Source organism: Bacteroidia bacterium, from assembly GCA_026932145.1.
In the GTDB taxonomy this organism is placed as follows: Bacteria; Bacteroidota; Bacteroidia; order J057; family JAIXKT01; genus JAIXKT01.
Genome location: JAIXKT010000024.1, coordinates 12964 through 30061 on the forward strand (window position 1 = coordinate 12964; position 17098 = coordinate 30061).

A 17098-nucleotide genomic window follows, 5' to 3' on the forward strand; every position below is an offset into this window, starting at 1 on the left:
CATAGTATGTGCCTGAATTTTTAGGAAAGTATAAAACAAGCTATTTTGCGCATGATACCAAACCTACGAGAAGGATTGCAGCATCTCCTCAAAAGAGTTGGCCTGTTGATATTAGCAATATCTCTTGCTAATCAGTTATTTGCCCAGTCAGATGCCGGTAAAATTAATGGTGTGATTATAGATAAATCCACCAACGAACCGCTCTCATTTGCTACCGTCAAGCTATTGAAAAATGGCGTGATGAAAGGCGGCCAGAATACGGATGAAAATGGAAAATTTTCGTTTTCACCCGTTGACCCAGGTAAGTATGACATTGTAGTGTCTTATTCCGGTAAAGAACAAAGACTTTCTGGAGTTACTGTAAATCCGGGAAAAACTTTACCTATCAAATTTGAATTTCAAGTAGAAGATGTGTCGTTAGATACTTTGGTTATTGTGGCCTACAAAGATCCTGTTTTTGATCCAGACCAAACAGAAAATTCAACGACCATTGATGCCGCAACAATCCGTAAGATGGGGTCTCGCGAAGTAACAACGATTGCTTCTACCACAGCGGGAGTTTATCAAAAAGATGACGGAAAAGGCTTAAATATGCGCGGCCAACGGGATAACTCAACTCAATATTTTGTTGATGGTCAGAGAGTTATTGGAGCTTTAGCGTTGCCTCAGTCTGCAATTTCGCAGCTTACGGTGATTACCGGAGGAACGCCAGCAGAATACGGAGACGTAACCGGTGGCGTTATCCAAATAACTACCGCAGCTCCCAGTGCTTATACTACCGGCGGCGGCGAATTCGTAACATCAGAAATAATTGATAAATACGGCTACAACTTGGGGGCTATCAACCTATCCGGCCCCATCATTAATAAAAAAGACTCATCAGGAATAGTAGAACGAACAGTCTTAGGATATTTTGTGGGAGCAGAAATGGAAACCCAAAAAGACCCAAGCCCGTCAGCAATTGGAATTAATAAACTAAAGGGAAATTCATTAGAGCAACTAAACCAGAATCCCTTACGTGCTTCACGTGACGGAAACTTCTTTATAAATAACGCGAACTTCATTACCTATGATGATGTAGAAACCGTAAAAGCAAAAGATAATGCCAGACAAACTGCCTATCGGTTTAATGGTCGGCTGGATTTTCAACCCAAAGATAACCTTATTTTAAAGGTAGGAGGAAGTACCCAAATACAAGAACAAAACCTTTGGTCAAATAGACTATCGCTTTTCGCGCCTAATGCCAATGAACGCCGTAATGAAAATACATATCGTGGATTTGCCAGAATACAGCAAAGTTTTAAAGGCGATACAAACTCTTTTGTGCACAACATATTTTATACCTTACAAGCTGATTTCACCCGTTTTACCAGAACTCGCCAGCAAGCCGAATTTGGTGATGATATTTTCCGCTATGGTTACATCGGAAAATATACAACATCTTACAGAGAACTATTTGACTATATTAAACCCGGAGACCAATATTTTAACCCGTCTTTATCTTCTGCTCCATACCTAAATACACTTGGTTATGAAGAAAGTGGTCTATCATTTGACCCCTCAAATACGGCAAACCCAATTCTGGCAAATTATAATAATTATATATTTAACTATCTGAATGCGCAAGGAATTAAGGTTAATAGCCAAAATGAGCTGTATGTTAAGTATCAGGGTTTACGTAATGGCGATAGTCCGGTAGCCAATTTTTCGCTATTTGATATGCCCGGTTCAATCTTCGGCGTTTACACCAAATCACGTTCAGATATGTATCGGGTTGTAGGCCAAGCTACAGCAGAAATCGGAAAAAAAGCTGTTCATAACATTAAACTTGGTTTTGAATTTGAACAAAGAAACGAGCGTTATTTTGGGGTAAGCGCAGCCGGTATGTGGTATCTGATGAGATTATTAGCAAATAAACATTTAACTGGCTTAGATTCAGCATCTTCTAATCCATTTTTTGTAGATGGAGTTTTTCAGGGATTGGTTAGTATGGATAGAGCTTCACATGAAGGCGACCAATCTACATTTGACCGCAACCTACGCCAACGTTTAGGAATGCCGGTAAATAGCTCCACTTGGATACAAACAGATGCCTTAGACCCAAGTACTTATAGCCTAAGCTTATTTAGTGCTGATGAGTTGCTAAATAATGGGAACTCACCTAATGTTTCTTATTATGGCTACGACTATACCGGAGGTAACTCAAACCGCGTAAACGCAAACGAATTTTTTACCAACAAAGATAAACGTCCATTGAACCCCTATGCACCTACTTATATTGCTGGTTATGTTCAAGATAAATTTGAAATAGGTAAAATCATGTTCAACTTTGGGGTACGTGTGGATAGATTCGATGCAAATCAAAAAGTACTGAAAGACAAGTATCTACTTTACCCTGCCTATAATGCAGCTGAAGCCTCCCGTCTGATGAATATTACTTTACCCGGAAATATTAACCCTGATTGGATTCCTTATGTTGATAATAAAGATAATCCCCGTGAAATTATTGGCTACCGAGATGGCGACCGTTGGTATGATAGAAATGGCACAGGAATACCGGCTCAGTTACTTGCCCAGTCCCTTGGAAAAGTCCAGCCATATCTAAGAGATAGCATATTTTCAATAGAATCCCTCAAAGATTATGTTCCACAGGTGAATTTTATGCCGCGTTTGTCATTTTCTTTCCCAATTACCGATATGGCGTTGTTTTATGCCCACTATGATGTGCTAACTCAGCGCCCCAGAAGCGCAAATATTGGCTCATTAGCAGATTATGAATTTGTAAAATACAATCCTACCGAGGCAATTAACAACCCAGCACTAAAACCGGAAAAAACAATTGATTATGAAGTAGGCTTTAAACAAGGGTTAAGCGATAAATTAGCAATTTCATTTTCAGCATATTACAGAGAAATGCGTAATATGATTCAGATTGTTCAGAATAACAATGCATACCCGATTTCATACCAGTCATTTGAAAATATTGACTTTGGGACAGTAAAAGGGTTTACATTTGACGTGGATATGCGTCGTTCGGCAATTTTACAAATGCACGCTTCTTATACCTTACAGTTTGCACAAGGTACAGGGTCGAGTTTTAACTCTTCCAGAAATGCCTTAAACTCTGCCGGTGGTAGCTATGGCGTTATCAGAACCACTTTGCCATTATCTTTTGACCAAAGACACACGCTTACTGGAAATATTGACGTGCGCTTCAATGACACTGAAAATAAAGGTCCTGGCTTTGGTAAAACAAATCCTTTTTACCCACTAAAAAATACAGGTATGAATATTACCTTCAATGTAGGTTCAGGAACACCGTATTCCAGAAATGCACTTCCAAACACTGCTGATGTTCAGTTTGGGATTAACTCTAACTCACAAATTGCCGGTACAGCATTTGGAAGCCGTTTGCCTTTCCAATTCAGGATGGATCTTCGTTTCGATAAAGACTTTGTTATAGGAAGACCCAAATCCGGATCTTATATCAATAGAAGATATGCTTTCAATGTTTATTTGTTAGTATTAAACGCTTTGAATACTAAGAATATACTTTCGGTATATGAATATTCTGGCCTTCCTAATGACAATGGCTTTTTAACAACAGGCCAAGGTCAGCAAACTATTGATAGACAGGCACAGCAATTTGGCGTTACCCCCTTTGTAGATCAATATACCATGAAAATGCGTAGCCCGGATAGCTATAGCTTACCCCGCCGTCTTCGCTTTGGAATAACTTTTAACTTTTAATTTATTTACGTAATGATAATCAGAAAATTATTTTACGGTTTATTTATACTGCTTTTTAGTAGCATTACTTTTAAAACTGTTGCTAGGGAACTGCCAAAAGTTCGTAAGACTCAGCAAACAACCCGTACTGCGGAGGCTTGTTTGCCTTCTTCTTCGTCCATTACATTAGATATTAATAATGTCCGAACCCTCATTCACAACGGGGGAGATATGTGGTGGGATTTAGTAGGTGCGCCCCGCTATGAAATTCCTAAAGTAGAAGACTTGGCGAGTAAACGCCACTCTTCATTTGCCGCATCATTATGGATTGGGGGGATAGATGCTACCGGCCAATTACGGGTAGCCGCCCAAACTTATCGCCAAGATGGTAACGATTTTTGGCCAGGTCCATTAGATTTAACAGGAGGAACTACCGAAAAAGCCTATTGCTCTAAGTGGAACAAACACTACAAAATAACCCGTGAAGAAGTTGATGCTTTTCGCGCTGAATATGCCCGCGTAGGCGCAGGCATAGATATGAGTAAGTATCCAAATGTGAGAGATTGGCCAGGTAATAATTATGATGCCGGCTTTGAATTAAAATTAGCCCCATTTAAAGATATTAACCAAGATATGCGCTATTCTCCCACAGACGGAGACTATCCCAAAATCAAAGGAGACCAAGCAATTTGGTGGGTTATTAATGATAAAGGAGATATTCACACCGCTACAGGAGGCCAGCAAATTGGCATCGAAATCCAAATGATGGCGTTCGCATTCTCCGCAACCAACGCTATCAATAATATGACTTTTTACTCCCAAAAAGTTGTTAATCGTTCTCCCATAACCTTAAACCAAACCTACATCGCCCAGTGGGCAGATATAGACCTTGGATTCTACAACGATGATTACGTAGGATGCGATACATTAAGAGGTCTTGGCTTTGCCTATAATGGAGATGCTGATGATAATGCAAACTCTGGCGGATATGGACTTAACCCACCAGCAATAGGAGTGGACTTTTTCCAAGGCCCAATAGCTGACCCCAATGACGGCATTGATAATGACAAAGACGGTTTAATAGATGAACTGGATATTAACGGAATAGATGACGACGACGACGGCCTCATTGACGAAGATGATGAGATCTATGAACGCTGGGCGATGTCCAAATTTGTATATTATAATAATGATTTTACTTTAACAGGTAATCCCCAAACCGCAGGTCATTATTATGGTTATATGACAGGATTTTGGAAAGATGGTTCTCCAATTGTAAAAGACTATAGCCAAGGATATAGCCCCGGAGGAAGTTACCCCAGAACGAACTATATGTTTCCAACTTATCCTGGTCCAGCATGTTCTTATGCTGCTCCTGCTACCGGAGATGTATGGACTGAAAAAACAGCCGGAAACCCTCCGGCAGATAGACGGTTACTACAATCTGCCGGCCCATTTACGCTGCGCCCCGGTGCCGTTAATGAAATCGTTACTGGCGTTGTTTGGGCACGAAAATATGTAGATGACCAATTTGGCTCCCTTTGTGAACTGCTATCTGCCGATGACGTTGCGCAAGCTCTCTTTGACGCTAAATTTCAACTCGTAGATGGGCCAACATCCCCCGATTTAGCCATAGAAGAATTTGATAGAGAACTTGTACTCTCTTGGGATAACTCTGTATCTTCCAATAACTATAATGAAACTTATGCCGGTGTAGATCCCGTTCTGTCTAAAATCTTCCAAGGAAACATAGAACGTGCTACTTTCCGCTTCCAAGGGTATCTTTTATTCCAATTAGCAAGCGAAAACGTATCCGCCCAAGAATTATATGACTCTGACCACGCCCGACTACTACTACAATGCGACATCAAAGACGGTGTATCTACAATTGTAAACCGGTCAATGACAACACTTTCCGGAGTTAGTGAACCGATTATCGTTGACCAAACAATGGTAAATGGAGCAAACAAAGGAATAATTCATTCGATAAGCGTAAAAGAGGATTTATTTGCCGAAGGCTCTGTTAAGCAATTAGTGAATTATAGACCGTATTACTATGGAATTATAGCTTATGCTTACAATGATACATCTTCTGACGGAAGAAAGTTTTTACAAGGCCGCTTAGGCTTTAAAGCTATGAAAGCTGTACCCCATAAAATTGAGTTTGAAAACTATGGCACCCATCTAAATGCTCAATATGGCACCGGAGTAAATATCTCTCGTACAAACGGATACGGAACAGGGGGAAATTATTTAGAATTTACGCCCGAAACAATAAACGATATTGTAACAAATGGCTTTGCAACCAACACCATCTACAAAGGTGGCTTTGCACCGGTTTCTGTTAAGGTTGTCAATCCAAAAGAGGTAAAAAAGAAACAATATCGTTTGGAAATCACCAGAGATGCCTTATTACGCACTGCTATCAGTAGTACGGGCGATACAACTTGGTACTATGCAGACTGGGTATTATACGAAAAAAATGGCTCTAATCTGGATACTGTATTCGTTTCTACTTATACCAAAAATAGTGTATCACGGGTTGCTATCCCAGAACCGTTAAATGGGACTGAAAAACTAATCAAAGATAAGCAAGGAAATTCGCATGGGATTGCAATCGCAATCAAGGATGCCCAAAATCCGGGAACAAACCCATTAGACCCACTTAATGGATTTGTGGACTCGAAAATGACCTTCTCAAATTCTGCAAAACAATGGCTGACCGGCCTTCCAGACGTTGACGGATTCCCAGCCTTCAATTGGATACGATCAGGCGGCTGCCCAAGAGACGGAGATAATAAAGAAGAACTTTGGGATTATTGTATCAATACAGGGATTAACTACAAAAACTATTGTTCTTATGATGAGCAGCAAGCTTTTGAAAAAGTACTGCAAGGTACATGGGCACCATATATCTTAACTCGCGGATTAGTGTACGGAAACGGTTCCGCATTTGACGGATCTAACGTATGCCCCAGAATTGGATTTCAAGAAAATTCTAACAATATATTTGCCAGCGTACGAAATGCTGTAACACTTTGTAAACTGCCTAACGTCGATGTAGTGATTACTACCGACAAAACGAAATGGTCCCGTTGTATAGTAGTAGAAACCTCCCCTTCAAAAGAGCTTGGTTCCGGTGCTCCAATTATGGCAGCAAAGTATAGAACTTCGTTAGATATAGATGGAAAGCCTATAACCCCTGCCGGCAGACGAGACGACTATGGATATAGTTATTTCCCGGGTTATGCTTACAATGTAGATACTGGGGAACGGCTGAACCTGTTTTTTGGAGAAAGCTCTTGGAACCGTGCCGATAATGGCGATGATATGTTATTTAACCCTTCGGCTGGCTTCGGTTCTGATGGATCTGCACCGGGAGGCCGTCATTATTTATATGTAACAAACCAACGCTATGACGGATGCGCCGATTATGCAAAAGATCTTTGTGTAGGAACGGCAAGTTTACCAACGGGCGTAACCAATGGTGTTGTCGTTTACAACTATCCTAATATGGGAGATACAGCACGCTTTGAAAACGTCTATCGCCACGTAGCGTGGGCATCTGTGCCACTTGTTAGCGCCTCAAGTTATGAGTATAAATCATACAACCAAATTCCGGCAGATGTTAAAATATCCTTGCGTGTAAATCACCAGTTTGAGACTATGGCCGGTACTAACCCAACATACGACTTCGACCTGAACTCCTATGCCGCTGAAGCAAATGTTAATGATGTTGCTAAAAAGGCAGTAACAGATTTGATAAAAGTAGTTCCTAATCCTTTTTATGGCCGCTCTGGTTCCGGACAAGGCCGTTATGAAACGAGCCAGTTAGATAACCGATGCAAGATAACTAACTTACCTTTTAAATGTAAGATTCAGATATTTACGCTTTCTGGAACTTTAGTGAGAACTTTTAACAAAGAGGCAGAAGATCCTGCATTAGAATGGGATTTTAAGAATAAAGATGGCGTAACAGTAGCCAGTGGTGTCTATATCATTTATGTAGATGCCGGCGATTTAGGAACTAAAGTTTTAAAATTATTTGCGATACTTCCGGAGTTAGATCTTCAATCATATTAATTTAATTGGTAGCAAGTTCATGAAAAATAAGATATTAATTTGGGTCTTTTGGATAGTAAGTTTTGGTTATACGTTAGCCGGAAATCCGGAGCGTTCTGGTCAGGCAGGAGCTACCCAATTGTTAATTAATCCGTATGCACGTTCTGGCGGTTTTCACGGCTTAAATGTCGCCAACGGAACTGGTGCTGAAGGTTATTACTATAACCCAGCTGCTTTTGCCCATGTGCGTAGAACAGAACTGTTATTTTCACATACCCGCTATTTGGTTGGTACTGATATTAACATCAACGCTTTTGGTTTCGGCCAGAAATTTCGTAAAGGTGGTGTAATCGGCTTATCAGTAGTCTCTTTTGACTTAGGTAAGTTTGAACGCACTACCATCGACAATCCAGACGGAGGATTGGGGTATTTTAGCCCTACTTTTTTAAACTTAGGTTTAACTTATGCAAATGCTTTTGCTGCGGATAGAATCTTCGTTGGATTTACCGTAAAACTTGTTCATGAGGCTATTCCGGATGCTTCAGCCAGTGGAGTAGCTTTTGATGCCGGTGTGCAATATAGAAGTGAAAACGGAAAATGGAAAGTAGGTACGGCTCTTCGAAATGTTGGCCCTGAAATGGGCTATAAAGGAGACGGGTTAAACACTCGTGCTGCATTAGGTGGCTCTCAATCAACGTATTCCAATAGTGTTTCAACCCGAGCTGCTACGTTTCAACTTCCGGCAACGCTCTCATTAAGCACTTCATACGACTTCGTTTTTGCAGAAGACCATACGATTACTCCGCTCGTAACATTTATATCAAATTCTTTTTCAAAAGACCAATTCGGTTTGGGATTAGAATATAGGTTTAAAACCTATTTGATGTTAAGAGGTGCTTATCTATATGAAAATGGAATAACTTCATCTGAAAACAGAACTACGGTTTATACGGGTTTAGCTGCCGGCATTTCTACTGAAATTCCGTTTAAGGCGAGCAAGTCGGCTGCCGAAGATGCACCTAAATCCTCTTTTGGAGTGGACTACAGCTACCGAGCTACAAATCCATTTCAGGGCGTTCATACTTTTGGAGTTCGTCTGAACTTCTAATAACCGATAAAAATGTATTATGTTTGGGTTTTTACAGCTATAAAGCTTTAAAAACCCAACTTTTTTTAATTTAGAATTTTCTATATGATAAAAATAGGGCTTTTAGGGGCAGGACATTTGGGGAAAATACATCTGAAATTGCTAAAAAATATTCCTGATTTTGAAATAGTTGGCTTTTATGATTCAGACTCAGATGTTGGAAAATCAGTTTCAGAAGAGTACTTAGTTCCTTATTTTTCTGATTACGATTCGTTACTTGCCCAAGTTGATGCCTTAGATATTGTTACACCCACGATTTCCCACTTTGAATATGCCAAAAAAGCTATTCGAGAGTTTAAGCATATTTTCATAGAGAAACCTTTGACCCAGACACCAGAAGAAGGGAAAAAGTTGGTTATGTTGACTCAGGAAGCAAATATAAAAGCACAAGTGGGTCATGTAGAGCGGTTTAATCCGGCTTTTTTAGCCATCAAAGACAAATGCACCAAGCCAATGTTTATTGAGGGACATCGCTTGGCACAATGGAACCCACGCGGTACTGATGTTTCGGTGGTATTGGATTTAATGATTCATGACATTGATTTGGTAATTAGTGTTGTAAAGTCTCCCGTTAAGCGTGTTTTAGCTACCGGAGTACCTATCATAAGCCCAACACCGGATATTGCTAATGCACGAATAGAGTTTACAAATGGATGTGTAGCAAACCTAACAGCCTCTCGCATTTCATTAAAAAATATGCGTAAAATGCGCCTGTTCCAAAAAGATGCTTACATCTCAGTTGATTTCTTAGAAAAAAAATCAGAAATAATAAACCTGATTTCACCAAGTACCGAGACAGCGGCTGACCAAATTCGCTTCGACTTTGAAGTAGGAAACCAGAAAAAATCGCTGCTCTATAACCAACCCACAATAGAATCAGTAAACTCAATTCAATTAGAATTAGAAGCATTTGCAGACAGCATAAAAAATGATACTGAGCCAACAGTAACCATAGAGCAAGCCTACCAAGCGTTACTAACAGCCCAAATGATTATTGATAAGATGCCGAGTTATTCCCTCTAATGCGAAATATTGTAGGCTGTTTTTTGTGTATTTGGATAGCTCTGGACGGCTGTACATTCATTGACCACTTCAATGAAAAGCCGGCCTACATTGAAGTGAATAACGCCTATTATTTTTTAAACGCTCAAAAGAATGACACTGCTTCCCTTGCACTTAAAGATATTTGGGTTTATCAATACCCAAATATTCAAGGGATATATGAGCTACCGGCAAAATTTCCGGTTTTAAATGCAGATTCTAAGATGTATATCTTTCAGGGTGGAGTTTTTGAAAACGGGCTTTCAGCAATTCGCAGACCATATCCTTTTTGGAAGAATGATACTACTTACCTAAACCTTAGTCCAGGGTTAGTGCAGCAATACAATCCTAAATTTCATTATTATTCGGATTCAGTGCTGGTATTCCCGATTGCAGAAGACTTTGAAGGAGTTGGCGTAAAACTACAACATAATGGGAGCACAATGGATACAGTTTCTTTGCAATTATCCTCTACGGATGTGTATAGAGGCCAAAAAAGTGCGACTATGACATTTGATTCTACCCATCATCAGTTTTTGCAGATTTCTACCCAGCCGCTTACGTTGCCCACAGATAGAGAGGTTTGGTTAGAAGTAACCTTAAAGGGAGATGTTTATCTGGAAGTTGGCTTAGAATATCGTGGAACTACGATAGAGCGAGTAACTCCTTTTGCCGCATACGGTTATCCAGAACGCTGGAACACCGTGTTTTTTAACCTATCTCCATTAGCGACAAAAAATCCAGGAACCACTAAATACTTAATTTTAAAAGCTACCGGAGACGGAAAGGAACGGTTTTTGCGTTTAGATAATATCCGGATGATTCATGCAAAATAGTTGTGAAAAGAAGATTTAGCCAGTTTTTATATTACGTCTGTTCAGATTTTTTACTCTCCTATGGAGTCTGGTTAGTATTCTATGTATTTCGCAAAAAATATGTCGAAATAGAGCCAATTATCTTTACATCACGGGAGTTTATTTTGCCACTCATTATCAGCACTTTCTGGATTATATTGTATGCTATTGCCGGATTATATAGAGAAAATCTAAGACGTTCTCGCTTACGTGAACAAATTGCGTTGTTTCAAGTAGCTGTATTTGGAGTATTGATAATTTTTTTCTCTACATTTATTGATGACCATATTGCTGACGTTCGGGATTATCGCTACATATTTGGGTTCTATTTACTATTACAGTTTTTGGTGTTAGGTTTGGGGCGCATTATTATTTCTACCTACTTCAAAATCAGGCTTAAACGTGGCCTATCGGGCTATAGAACCGCTATAATAGGATCTTCAGAAGCTGCACTTTCGATATTACGAGATACACAAGATACCCGTAAATCATTGGGATTTGATGTTTTAGGTTATGTTTCCTTAAACGGTTTAGATTATCAGAATGCACCTTTGTTTGGAAAATTAAAAAGATTGGGAGAATTCAAAAACCTCGCTCAAATAGTCTCAAAAAGAAAAATTGAAGAAGCAATTATTGCCATGGATATTCACGACCATAATGCACTGTTGAATGCTATTAACGTATGCAATAAATTGAGTCTGAAAATATACGTTGTTCCGGATATGTATGATTATTTGATAGGGAATGTTAAAATGTCAAACCTATTTGGTACTCCGCTTATTGAGGTTTCTTCCAAAATGATGACCGCTGAAGAGCTATTTATCAAAAGGGTAATGGATATTGTTGTTGCATCTATGGTTTTAATATTGCTTTCTCCGGTTTATTTAGCCATTGCAATATTCGTTCGGTTAGGTTCGCCAGGGTCAATTTTTTATCGTCAAGAGCGAATTGGCCTAAACGGTGAGCCATTCAAAATCATTAAATTCAGGACAATGTATGTTGATGCAGAAAGGCATGGCCCATCTTTAGCTTACAAAGACGACCCACGAATTACCCCGATAGGAAAAATTTTACGTAAAACCCGTTTAGATGAGTTTCCGCAGTTTTGGAACGTCTTAAAAGGAGAAATGAGTTTGGTAGGCCCAAGGCCGGAACGCCAGTTTTACATAGACCAAATCGTCCAACGTGCCCCGCACTACTTACAATTACAACGAGTAAAACCCGGAATTACATCTTGGGGACAAGTAAAATATGGATACGCCGAAAACGTTGACCAAATGATAGAACGCCTGAAATATGACATCTTATATATCGAAAACAGATCATTATCACTGGATTTCAAGATTTTAGCTTATACAGTAATCACCATCATCGAAGGGAGAGGTAAATAATTCAACTTATGAAACAGTTCATTTTCTTTTTTTTATCCTTAGTCGGATTTTTGTATTCAGGCTTAATTTATGCCCAAAAGCCGGAAGACTTTGGCATTAAATCCAAAAAGTCATTGAACTTTTACTTGCAAGGAGAAACCCAAAAGCGATATAGAGCTTATGAAAGCGCAGCAGTTCTATATGAAGAAGCAGTGAAAATAGAGCCTACTTTTGTGCAAGCCCGTTTTTCTCTGGCAGAATGTTACTTTATCTTAGAAAAAACGCCCAAAGTACGCGAAAACCTCTCAATAGCATTTCATTATGCGCGCAACCAAAATTGCGTAAACTGTGCCTATTATATGGCTGATACATACATCAAAGAAGCAAATTATGACTCAGCAGCCTATTGGTATAGCCAATTTTTAAACCAACAAACTCCGGGAACCCCGCAATACATATCAATTGCCAAAAGAAGCCTTCCCTCTTGTAAATACGCCGCCGGCGCTATGAAGCACCCGATTGAATACAATCCCAAAAATATGGGACTTGCCGTAAATTCCGGTGGCCACGACTACCTCCCAAACTTAACAGCCGATGACGAACTGATTTTCTTCACATCCCGAAGAAATACCAATATTGGCGGCTTCAACAGAGAATTAAAGGATTATGCTGAAGACTTTTATTACTCAATTCGTAAAGACGGAGTTTGGCAGGAAGCCGTTAATTTAGGCCCTCCGGTAAATACCGAACTGAATGAAGGTTCAGCGAGCATTAGCCCAGATGCACAAACTGTTTATTTTACGATTTGCAACGCCCCAGGAGGCTTCGGCAGTTGCGATTTGTATTGGGCAGAAATGGAAGGAACTACCTGGAAAAATCCACAAAACCTTGGCAATAAGGTAAATTCCGCCGCTTGGGAGTCTCATCCCTCAATCTCGAATGACGGTAAAACATTGTATTTTTCATCCTCCCGACCGGGCGGAAAAGGTGGAGCAGACATCTGGTATGTAACCAAAACCTCAGACGGATGGTCAGATCCAATAAATATCGGTGAACCCATTAACACCCCCGGCGACGAATACAGCCCTTTTATCCACGCTGACGGACAAACACTGTACTTTTCCTCCAACACACATCTGGGAATGGGCGGCTTCGACTTATTTTTTAGTAAAAAAATGCCCGGCGGCAAATGGTCAAGCCCAAGGAACTTAGGATACCCACTCAATACCAGTGCAGATGAACGATCTATGTTTATCAATGCTGCCGGAAACAAAGGTTATATCAACGCTAACCGCCCAGATAGCTACGGGCAAACAGATTTGTATGAATTTGACTTAGATACAACCATCCGCCCAGAAAAAGCCACATTCCTACGCGGTTACGTCTATGACTCTTTGACCAAAAAACCACTGTACGTCCAAGTAACATTGATTAACTTGGCCACAGGGGATACCGTCAGACAAGTTCATTCAAACAAAACAACCGGCAAGTTTTTATTATCATTACCGCTAAATCAAGATTATGCCGCTTTTGTAGAAACTCCCGGTTACCTTTTTTATAGTAAAACCTTTCACCTGACGGCCAAAGAAGAATCTCGATATTTTGAGTTAGAAATTCCCTTACAACCAATTCAAGTTGGGGCTACCATAGTTTTAAACAATATTTTCTTTGAGACAGCTAAATATGACCTCTTACCCGCTTCATTTATTGAGCTGGGTAAAGTAGTTACATTCATGCAGAAAAATGCTCGTATGCGCGTACAATTACGCGGACATACAGATGCCATTGGCACAGATGCTGATAACCTCAAACTAAGCCAAAACAGAGCTAATTCAGTTCGTGAATACCTGATTTCCAAAGGAATAGAAAATAACCGTTTAGAAAGTATCGGACTTGGTGAAACCGTTCCAGTGGCTGATAACAATACCGAAGAAGGAAGAGCACTTAATAGAAGAACGGAATTTAGAATCTTATCAATCCAGTAAAAACAAACCCTATAGTCCGAAAAAATTCAAGCATTGACATTGAAAAAATATGTGCCTAAATTTGTGTGTTTTTATCGCAGATTTATGAAAACCCACTATTGGCGAATTAGCTTGTTTCTTGTTTGGGGATATATCATCGCCGGTTGCGATATCATAGATTTTCCCTATAAAGAGGCCACCCAAAACACAAACGTATTTACTTGTACAGATAGTTCAGGATTTTCTACTACCCGAAAAGTGTTGATAGAAGACTACACCGGATTTAAGTGCGGAAATTGCCCCGAAGCTGCCGATGTCGCTAAAACCATACTACATGAATACCCAAACAAAGTGGTCGTTATAGGCGTTCATGCAGGTGCTTTTGCTAAACCCGATAATAATCATACAACTGATTTTAGAACACCTGTTGGCACTGAATGGGATAACTTCTTTGGAGTAGGCGCAGCCGGAAACCCAAACGGCATGGTAAACCGAATAAAATGGAACAACGAAATGATAGTTCCCTATACTTTGTGGAGAGCAGCTACAGAACAATATCTGGCTAATTTACCATACATAGCTGGAATACAACTCTGCAAGCAATATAACGAAACCGAAAATAAACTTAAAGTTAAGGTAGATGTTAAATACACCATAAAAAGAGATACAGCCGACTTTTTGGGTGTTTACTTAATAGAAGACAGCGTTGTAGCCTACCAAAAAGATTATCGCTTAATAAATGCTGACGTGCCGGACTATGTCCATGAACACGTTTTACGGGCTGCCCTAAACAGCACTTGGGGAAGGCCCGTTACGAATGATGCTTCGGCAGAAATTGGCAAGATTTATACAAACACCTTTGAAATTGCTATAGATCCGGCTTGGCGCAGAAACCACCTGAAAGTAGTAGCTTTTTTGAGAAATAACTCCACACAGGAAATTATTCAAGTGGAGCAATACTAACTAATTACTAAATCTTATGTACAATGCTACTGTTTTTAGTTTGGCTGCTTCAAATCACACCTCCGTGGCCGATTTATAGCACAGAGGCAGATACCCCTTTTCCGAAGGTTGCCCGAGTAAAGTTTTTGTTTTTTAAACAGTATCACGACATTGGCCGTGCCTTCCCGGAGTGGGCTCCGGTGGGGGGGAAAGATCACTGGGTTCAGTTAGAAGGTATAGTAGCCGTTACAGCCCCACCTAAGTCAGAATGCGCTCATGTGAGCCATGAAGATTTTCCATTATTTCATTACACCCACGACTTAACTGTGAATGTACGCCCATTTGTTACTCCAGATAATCGAAATACGAATGTATTGGCTAATAAGGTTTTACCTAAAAAGAGCGATGCTGAGCTAAGTAAACTGTGGCGGCAGATTTATATTCACCAAGCTGCGTTACGTAAGCCACGAATTTTAAAGAAACCTACAAAAGCAGCATATCATACGTCAAGGTTAGCGTATTTTCGTCAGGAGTTATCTACGATTTGGGGAGATACAATGCGTTCTAACACAATTCATACAGAATGGGAAAATGGTTTGGGAGCAGCTAATTCGGGTAATATCTGTTCGGCTAAAAATAGGGTAGGGGAGAGCTGTGGTTTTGCAACCGCCGGCCACCAACGCGGAGACCCTATCTGGAACTGGCCAACTATGGGAGACTGGGTGCATTTAGAAGGGCTGTGGATATGGGATCGAGGCCACCCGCCGGCAGGAGCAGAACTTCACCCCCTTTGCTGGATGGTATCCAGAAGACACCACCCAGAACTGATATACAAACCAAATACCCAGCCGAGCTCAATGACTGTTTCGGAAATATTTTCCCGAAAAAGATCTCTACAGCAACTCTTAGCTGCAACTCCGCATGATACCAGATTTTATGCAGATATATCAAATCAACTAATTGAAACGCAGGTAGAATGGGAAAAAATCCAGCGATTATCTACGCCATTATGGGCTACCCGAATAGACCTTTTTGGGAGTGGAGACGGAGGTGCACTGCATAACAACCGCTCCGATGTCCCGAGTTTCGTCCGAAAAGTTCCCATACACAACCAAAATTATGAATTTACAATTCCGCTGTTAAAAAAGCCCCAGAACCCTCAAAATGTGGTTTGTACTTTTTTAAAACAACCCGGAAATACGTTTACGGCTGAACCAACGTGGAAACTTGTAGGAAAAGATTCTATCCAAATATTTATCCCATGGAAAACAAGCCACCAACCTGATACAGCAGTTTTTGCACAAACCTGCTTATGCTATGAGAATCATGGGGATACTATTTCTAAATCATTTTCAGAACAAACACCACAATCATTTAAAATCACAATAGACTCTTTGATTATCAATAAAGTACCGGATAGCGGAAAAGGAGATTTAAGAATGTATGCAGCTATTGGGAATCAGCATTTTATGTTAAATGAGTTTGTTCCGGTTCAAAATATTTTGGAAGACGGTTTAGGAAAAACCTCAAAAGCACAATACTTCATTGGTCAAACAGTTGAAATACACCTTTACCCGGAAGATAGCGTTTGGATACATACAACCGGCTGGGACGGAGACGGAATAGACCGAATGTTTGGCCACTTGTATGATTCAAATACCAAACTTAGCAAAGAACTGCTACGCCAGTTTAAACAAAAAATCCTAAATCCGTTTAAAATTGGCTTAAATGGCTGCCGCGATGACCCGATGGGAAGGATAAATCGCTTTTTTACAGCTAAACAATTGATGGAAAGCTCAAAATACAGAATCAGATCAAAAGTAATTCCCAATGACGACCCTTGCCCTATTGGCAATAATCAGCAATATGAAGGTATGTTTGAGCTGATATTGCATATTGAACCCGTTAGTATTGATAGTTCAAAAATTTGGGGGGTGGGAATTCCGCAATAAAATATTTCTTGAAACCAAAAAAAAGCTAATTTTGGCC

9 protein-coding genes are annotated in these 17098 nt (G+C 40.1%); all 9 read left to right on the top strand.

What is annotated here, in order from left to right; genetic code table 11:
• Positions 1-51 precede the first annotated feature (51 nt).
• Positions 52-3750: a carboxypeptidase-like regulatory domain-containing protein gene (locus tag LC115_06695; GenBank protein MCZ2356363.1), complete on the top strand. Its 3699-nt coding sequence runs from the start codon at positions 52-54 to the stop codon at positions 3748-3750.
• A gap of 12 nt (positions 3751-3762) precedes the next feature.
• On the top strand, positions 3763-7812 hold the full coding sequence (locus LC115_06700) for a hypothetical protein (GenBank protein MCZ2356364.1): 4050 nt from the start codon (positions 3763-3765) through the stop codon (positions 7810-7812).
• 19 nt (positions 7813-7831) lie between these two features.
• Positions 7832-8899, top strand: coding sequence for a PorV/PorQ family protein (locus tag LC115_06705; protein ID MCZ2356365.1), 1068 nt, complete (start codon positions 7832-7834; stop codon positions 8897-8899).
• 84 nt (positions 8900-8983) lie between these two features.
• On the top strand, positions 8984-9961 hold the full coding sequence (locus LC115_06710; protein MCZ2356366.1) for a Gfo/Idh/MocA family oxidoreductase: 978 nt from the start codon (positions 8984-8986) through the stop codon (positions 9959-9961).
• On the top strand, positions 9961-10815 hold the full coding sequence (locus LC115_06715; protein MCZ2356367.1) for a hypothetical protein: 855 nt from the start codon (positions 9961-9963) through the stop codon (positions 10813-10815). Before LC115_06710 ends, LC115_06715 begins: the two co-directional genes overlap by 1 nt.
• Before the next feature lie 2 nt (positions 10816-10817).
• Positions 10818-12224, top strand: coding sequence for a sugar transferase (locus tag LC115_06720; protein MCZ2356368.1), 1407 nt, complete (start codon positions 10818-10820; stop codon positions 12222-12224).
• Between the two features lie 8 nt (positions 12225-12232).
• The gene (locus tag LC115_06725; GenBank protein ID MCZ2356369.1) at positions 12233-14188 is read left to right on the top strand and encodes an OmpA family protein; all 1956 of its coding nucleotides are present in this window, start codon (positions 12233-12235) and stop codon (positions 14186-14188) included.
• 84 nt (positions 14189-14272) lie between these two features.
• Positions 14273-15130 carry an Omp28 family outer membrane lipoprotein gene (locus LC115_06730; protein MCZ2356370.1) on the top strand — a complete coding sequence of 286 codons (858 nt, stop codon included), beginning with the start codon at positions 14273-14275 and terminating at the stop codon, positions 15128-15130.
• Between the two features lie 23 nt (positions 15131-15153).
• Positions 15154-17061, top strand: a complete 1908-nt coding sequence (locus LC115_06735; GenBank protein ID MCZ2356371.1) for a hypothetical protein — start codon at positions 15154-15156, stop codon at positions 17059-17061.
• Positions 17062-17098 lie beyond the last annotated feature (37 nt).

Bases quoted from the DNA above. Each gene is read 5' to 3' on its own strand.
- LC115_06695 (MCZ2356363.1), top strand. From the start codon at position 52: ATGATACCAAACCTACGAGAAGGATTGCAGCATCTCCTCAAAAGAGTT.
- LC115_06700 (MCZ2356364.1), top strand. From the start codon at position 3,763: ATGATAATCAGAAAATTATTTTACGGTTTATTTATACTGCTTTTTAGT.
- LC115_06705 (MCZ2356365.1), top strand. From the start codon at position 7,832: ATGAAAAATAAGATATTAATTTGGGTCTTTTGGATAGTAAGTTTTGGT.
- LC115_06710 (MCZ2356366.1), top strand. From the start codon at position 8,984: ATGATAAAAATAGGGCTTTTAGGGGCAGGACATTTGGGGAAAATACAT.
- LC115_06715 (MCZ2356367.1), top strand. From the start codon at position 9,961: ATGCGAAATATTGTAGGCTGTTTTTTGTGTATTTGGATAGCTCTGGAC.
- LC115_06725 (MCZ2356369.1), top strand. From the start codon at position 12,233: ATGAAACAGTTCATTTTCTTTTTTTTATCCTTAGTCGGATTTTTGTAT.
- LC115_06730 (MCZ2356370.1), top strand. From the start codon at position 14,273: ATGAAAACCCACTATTGGCGAATTAGCTTGTTTCTTGTTTGGGGATAT.
- LC115_06735 (MCZ2356371.1), top strand. From the start codon at position 15,154: ATGCTACTGTTTTTAGTTTGGCTGCTTCAAATCACACCTCCGTGGCCG.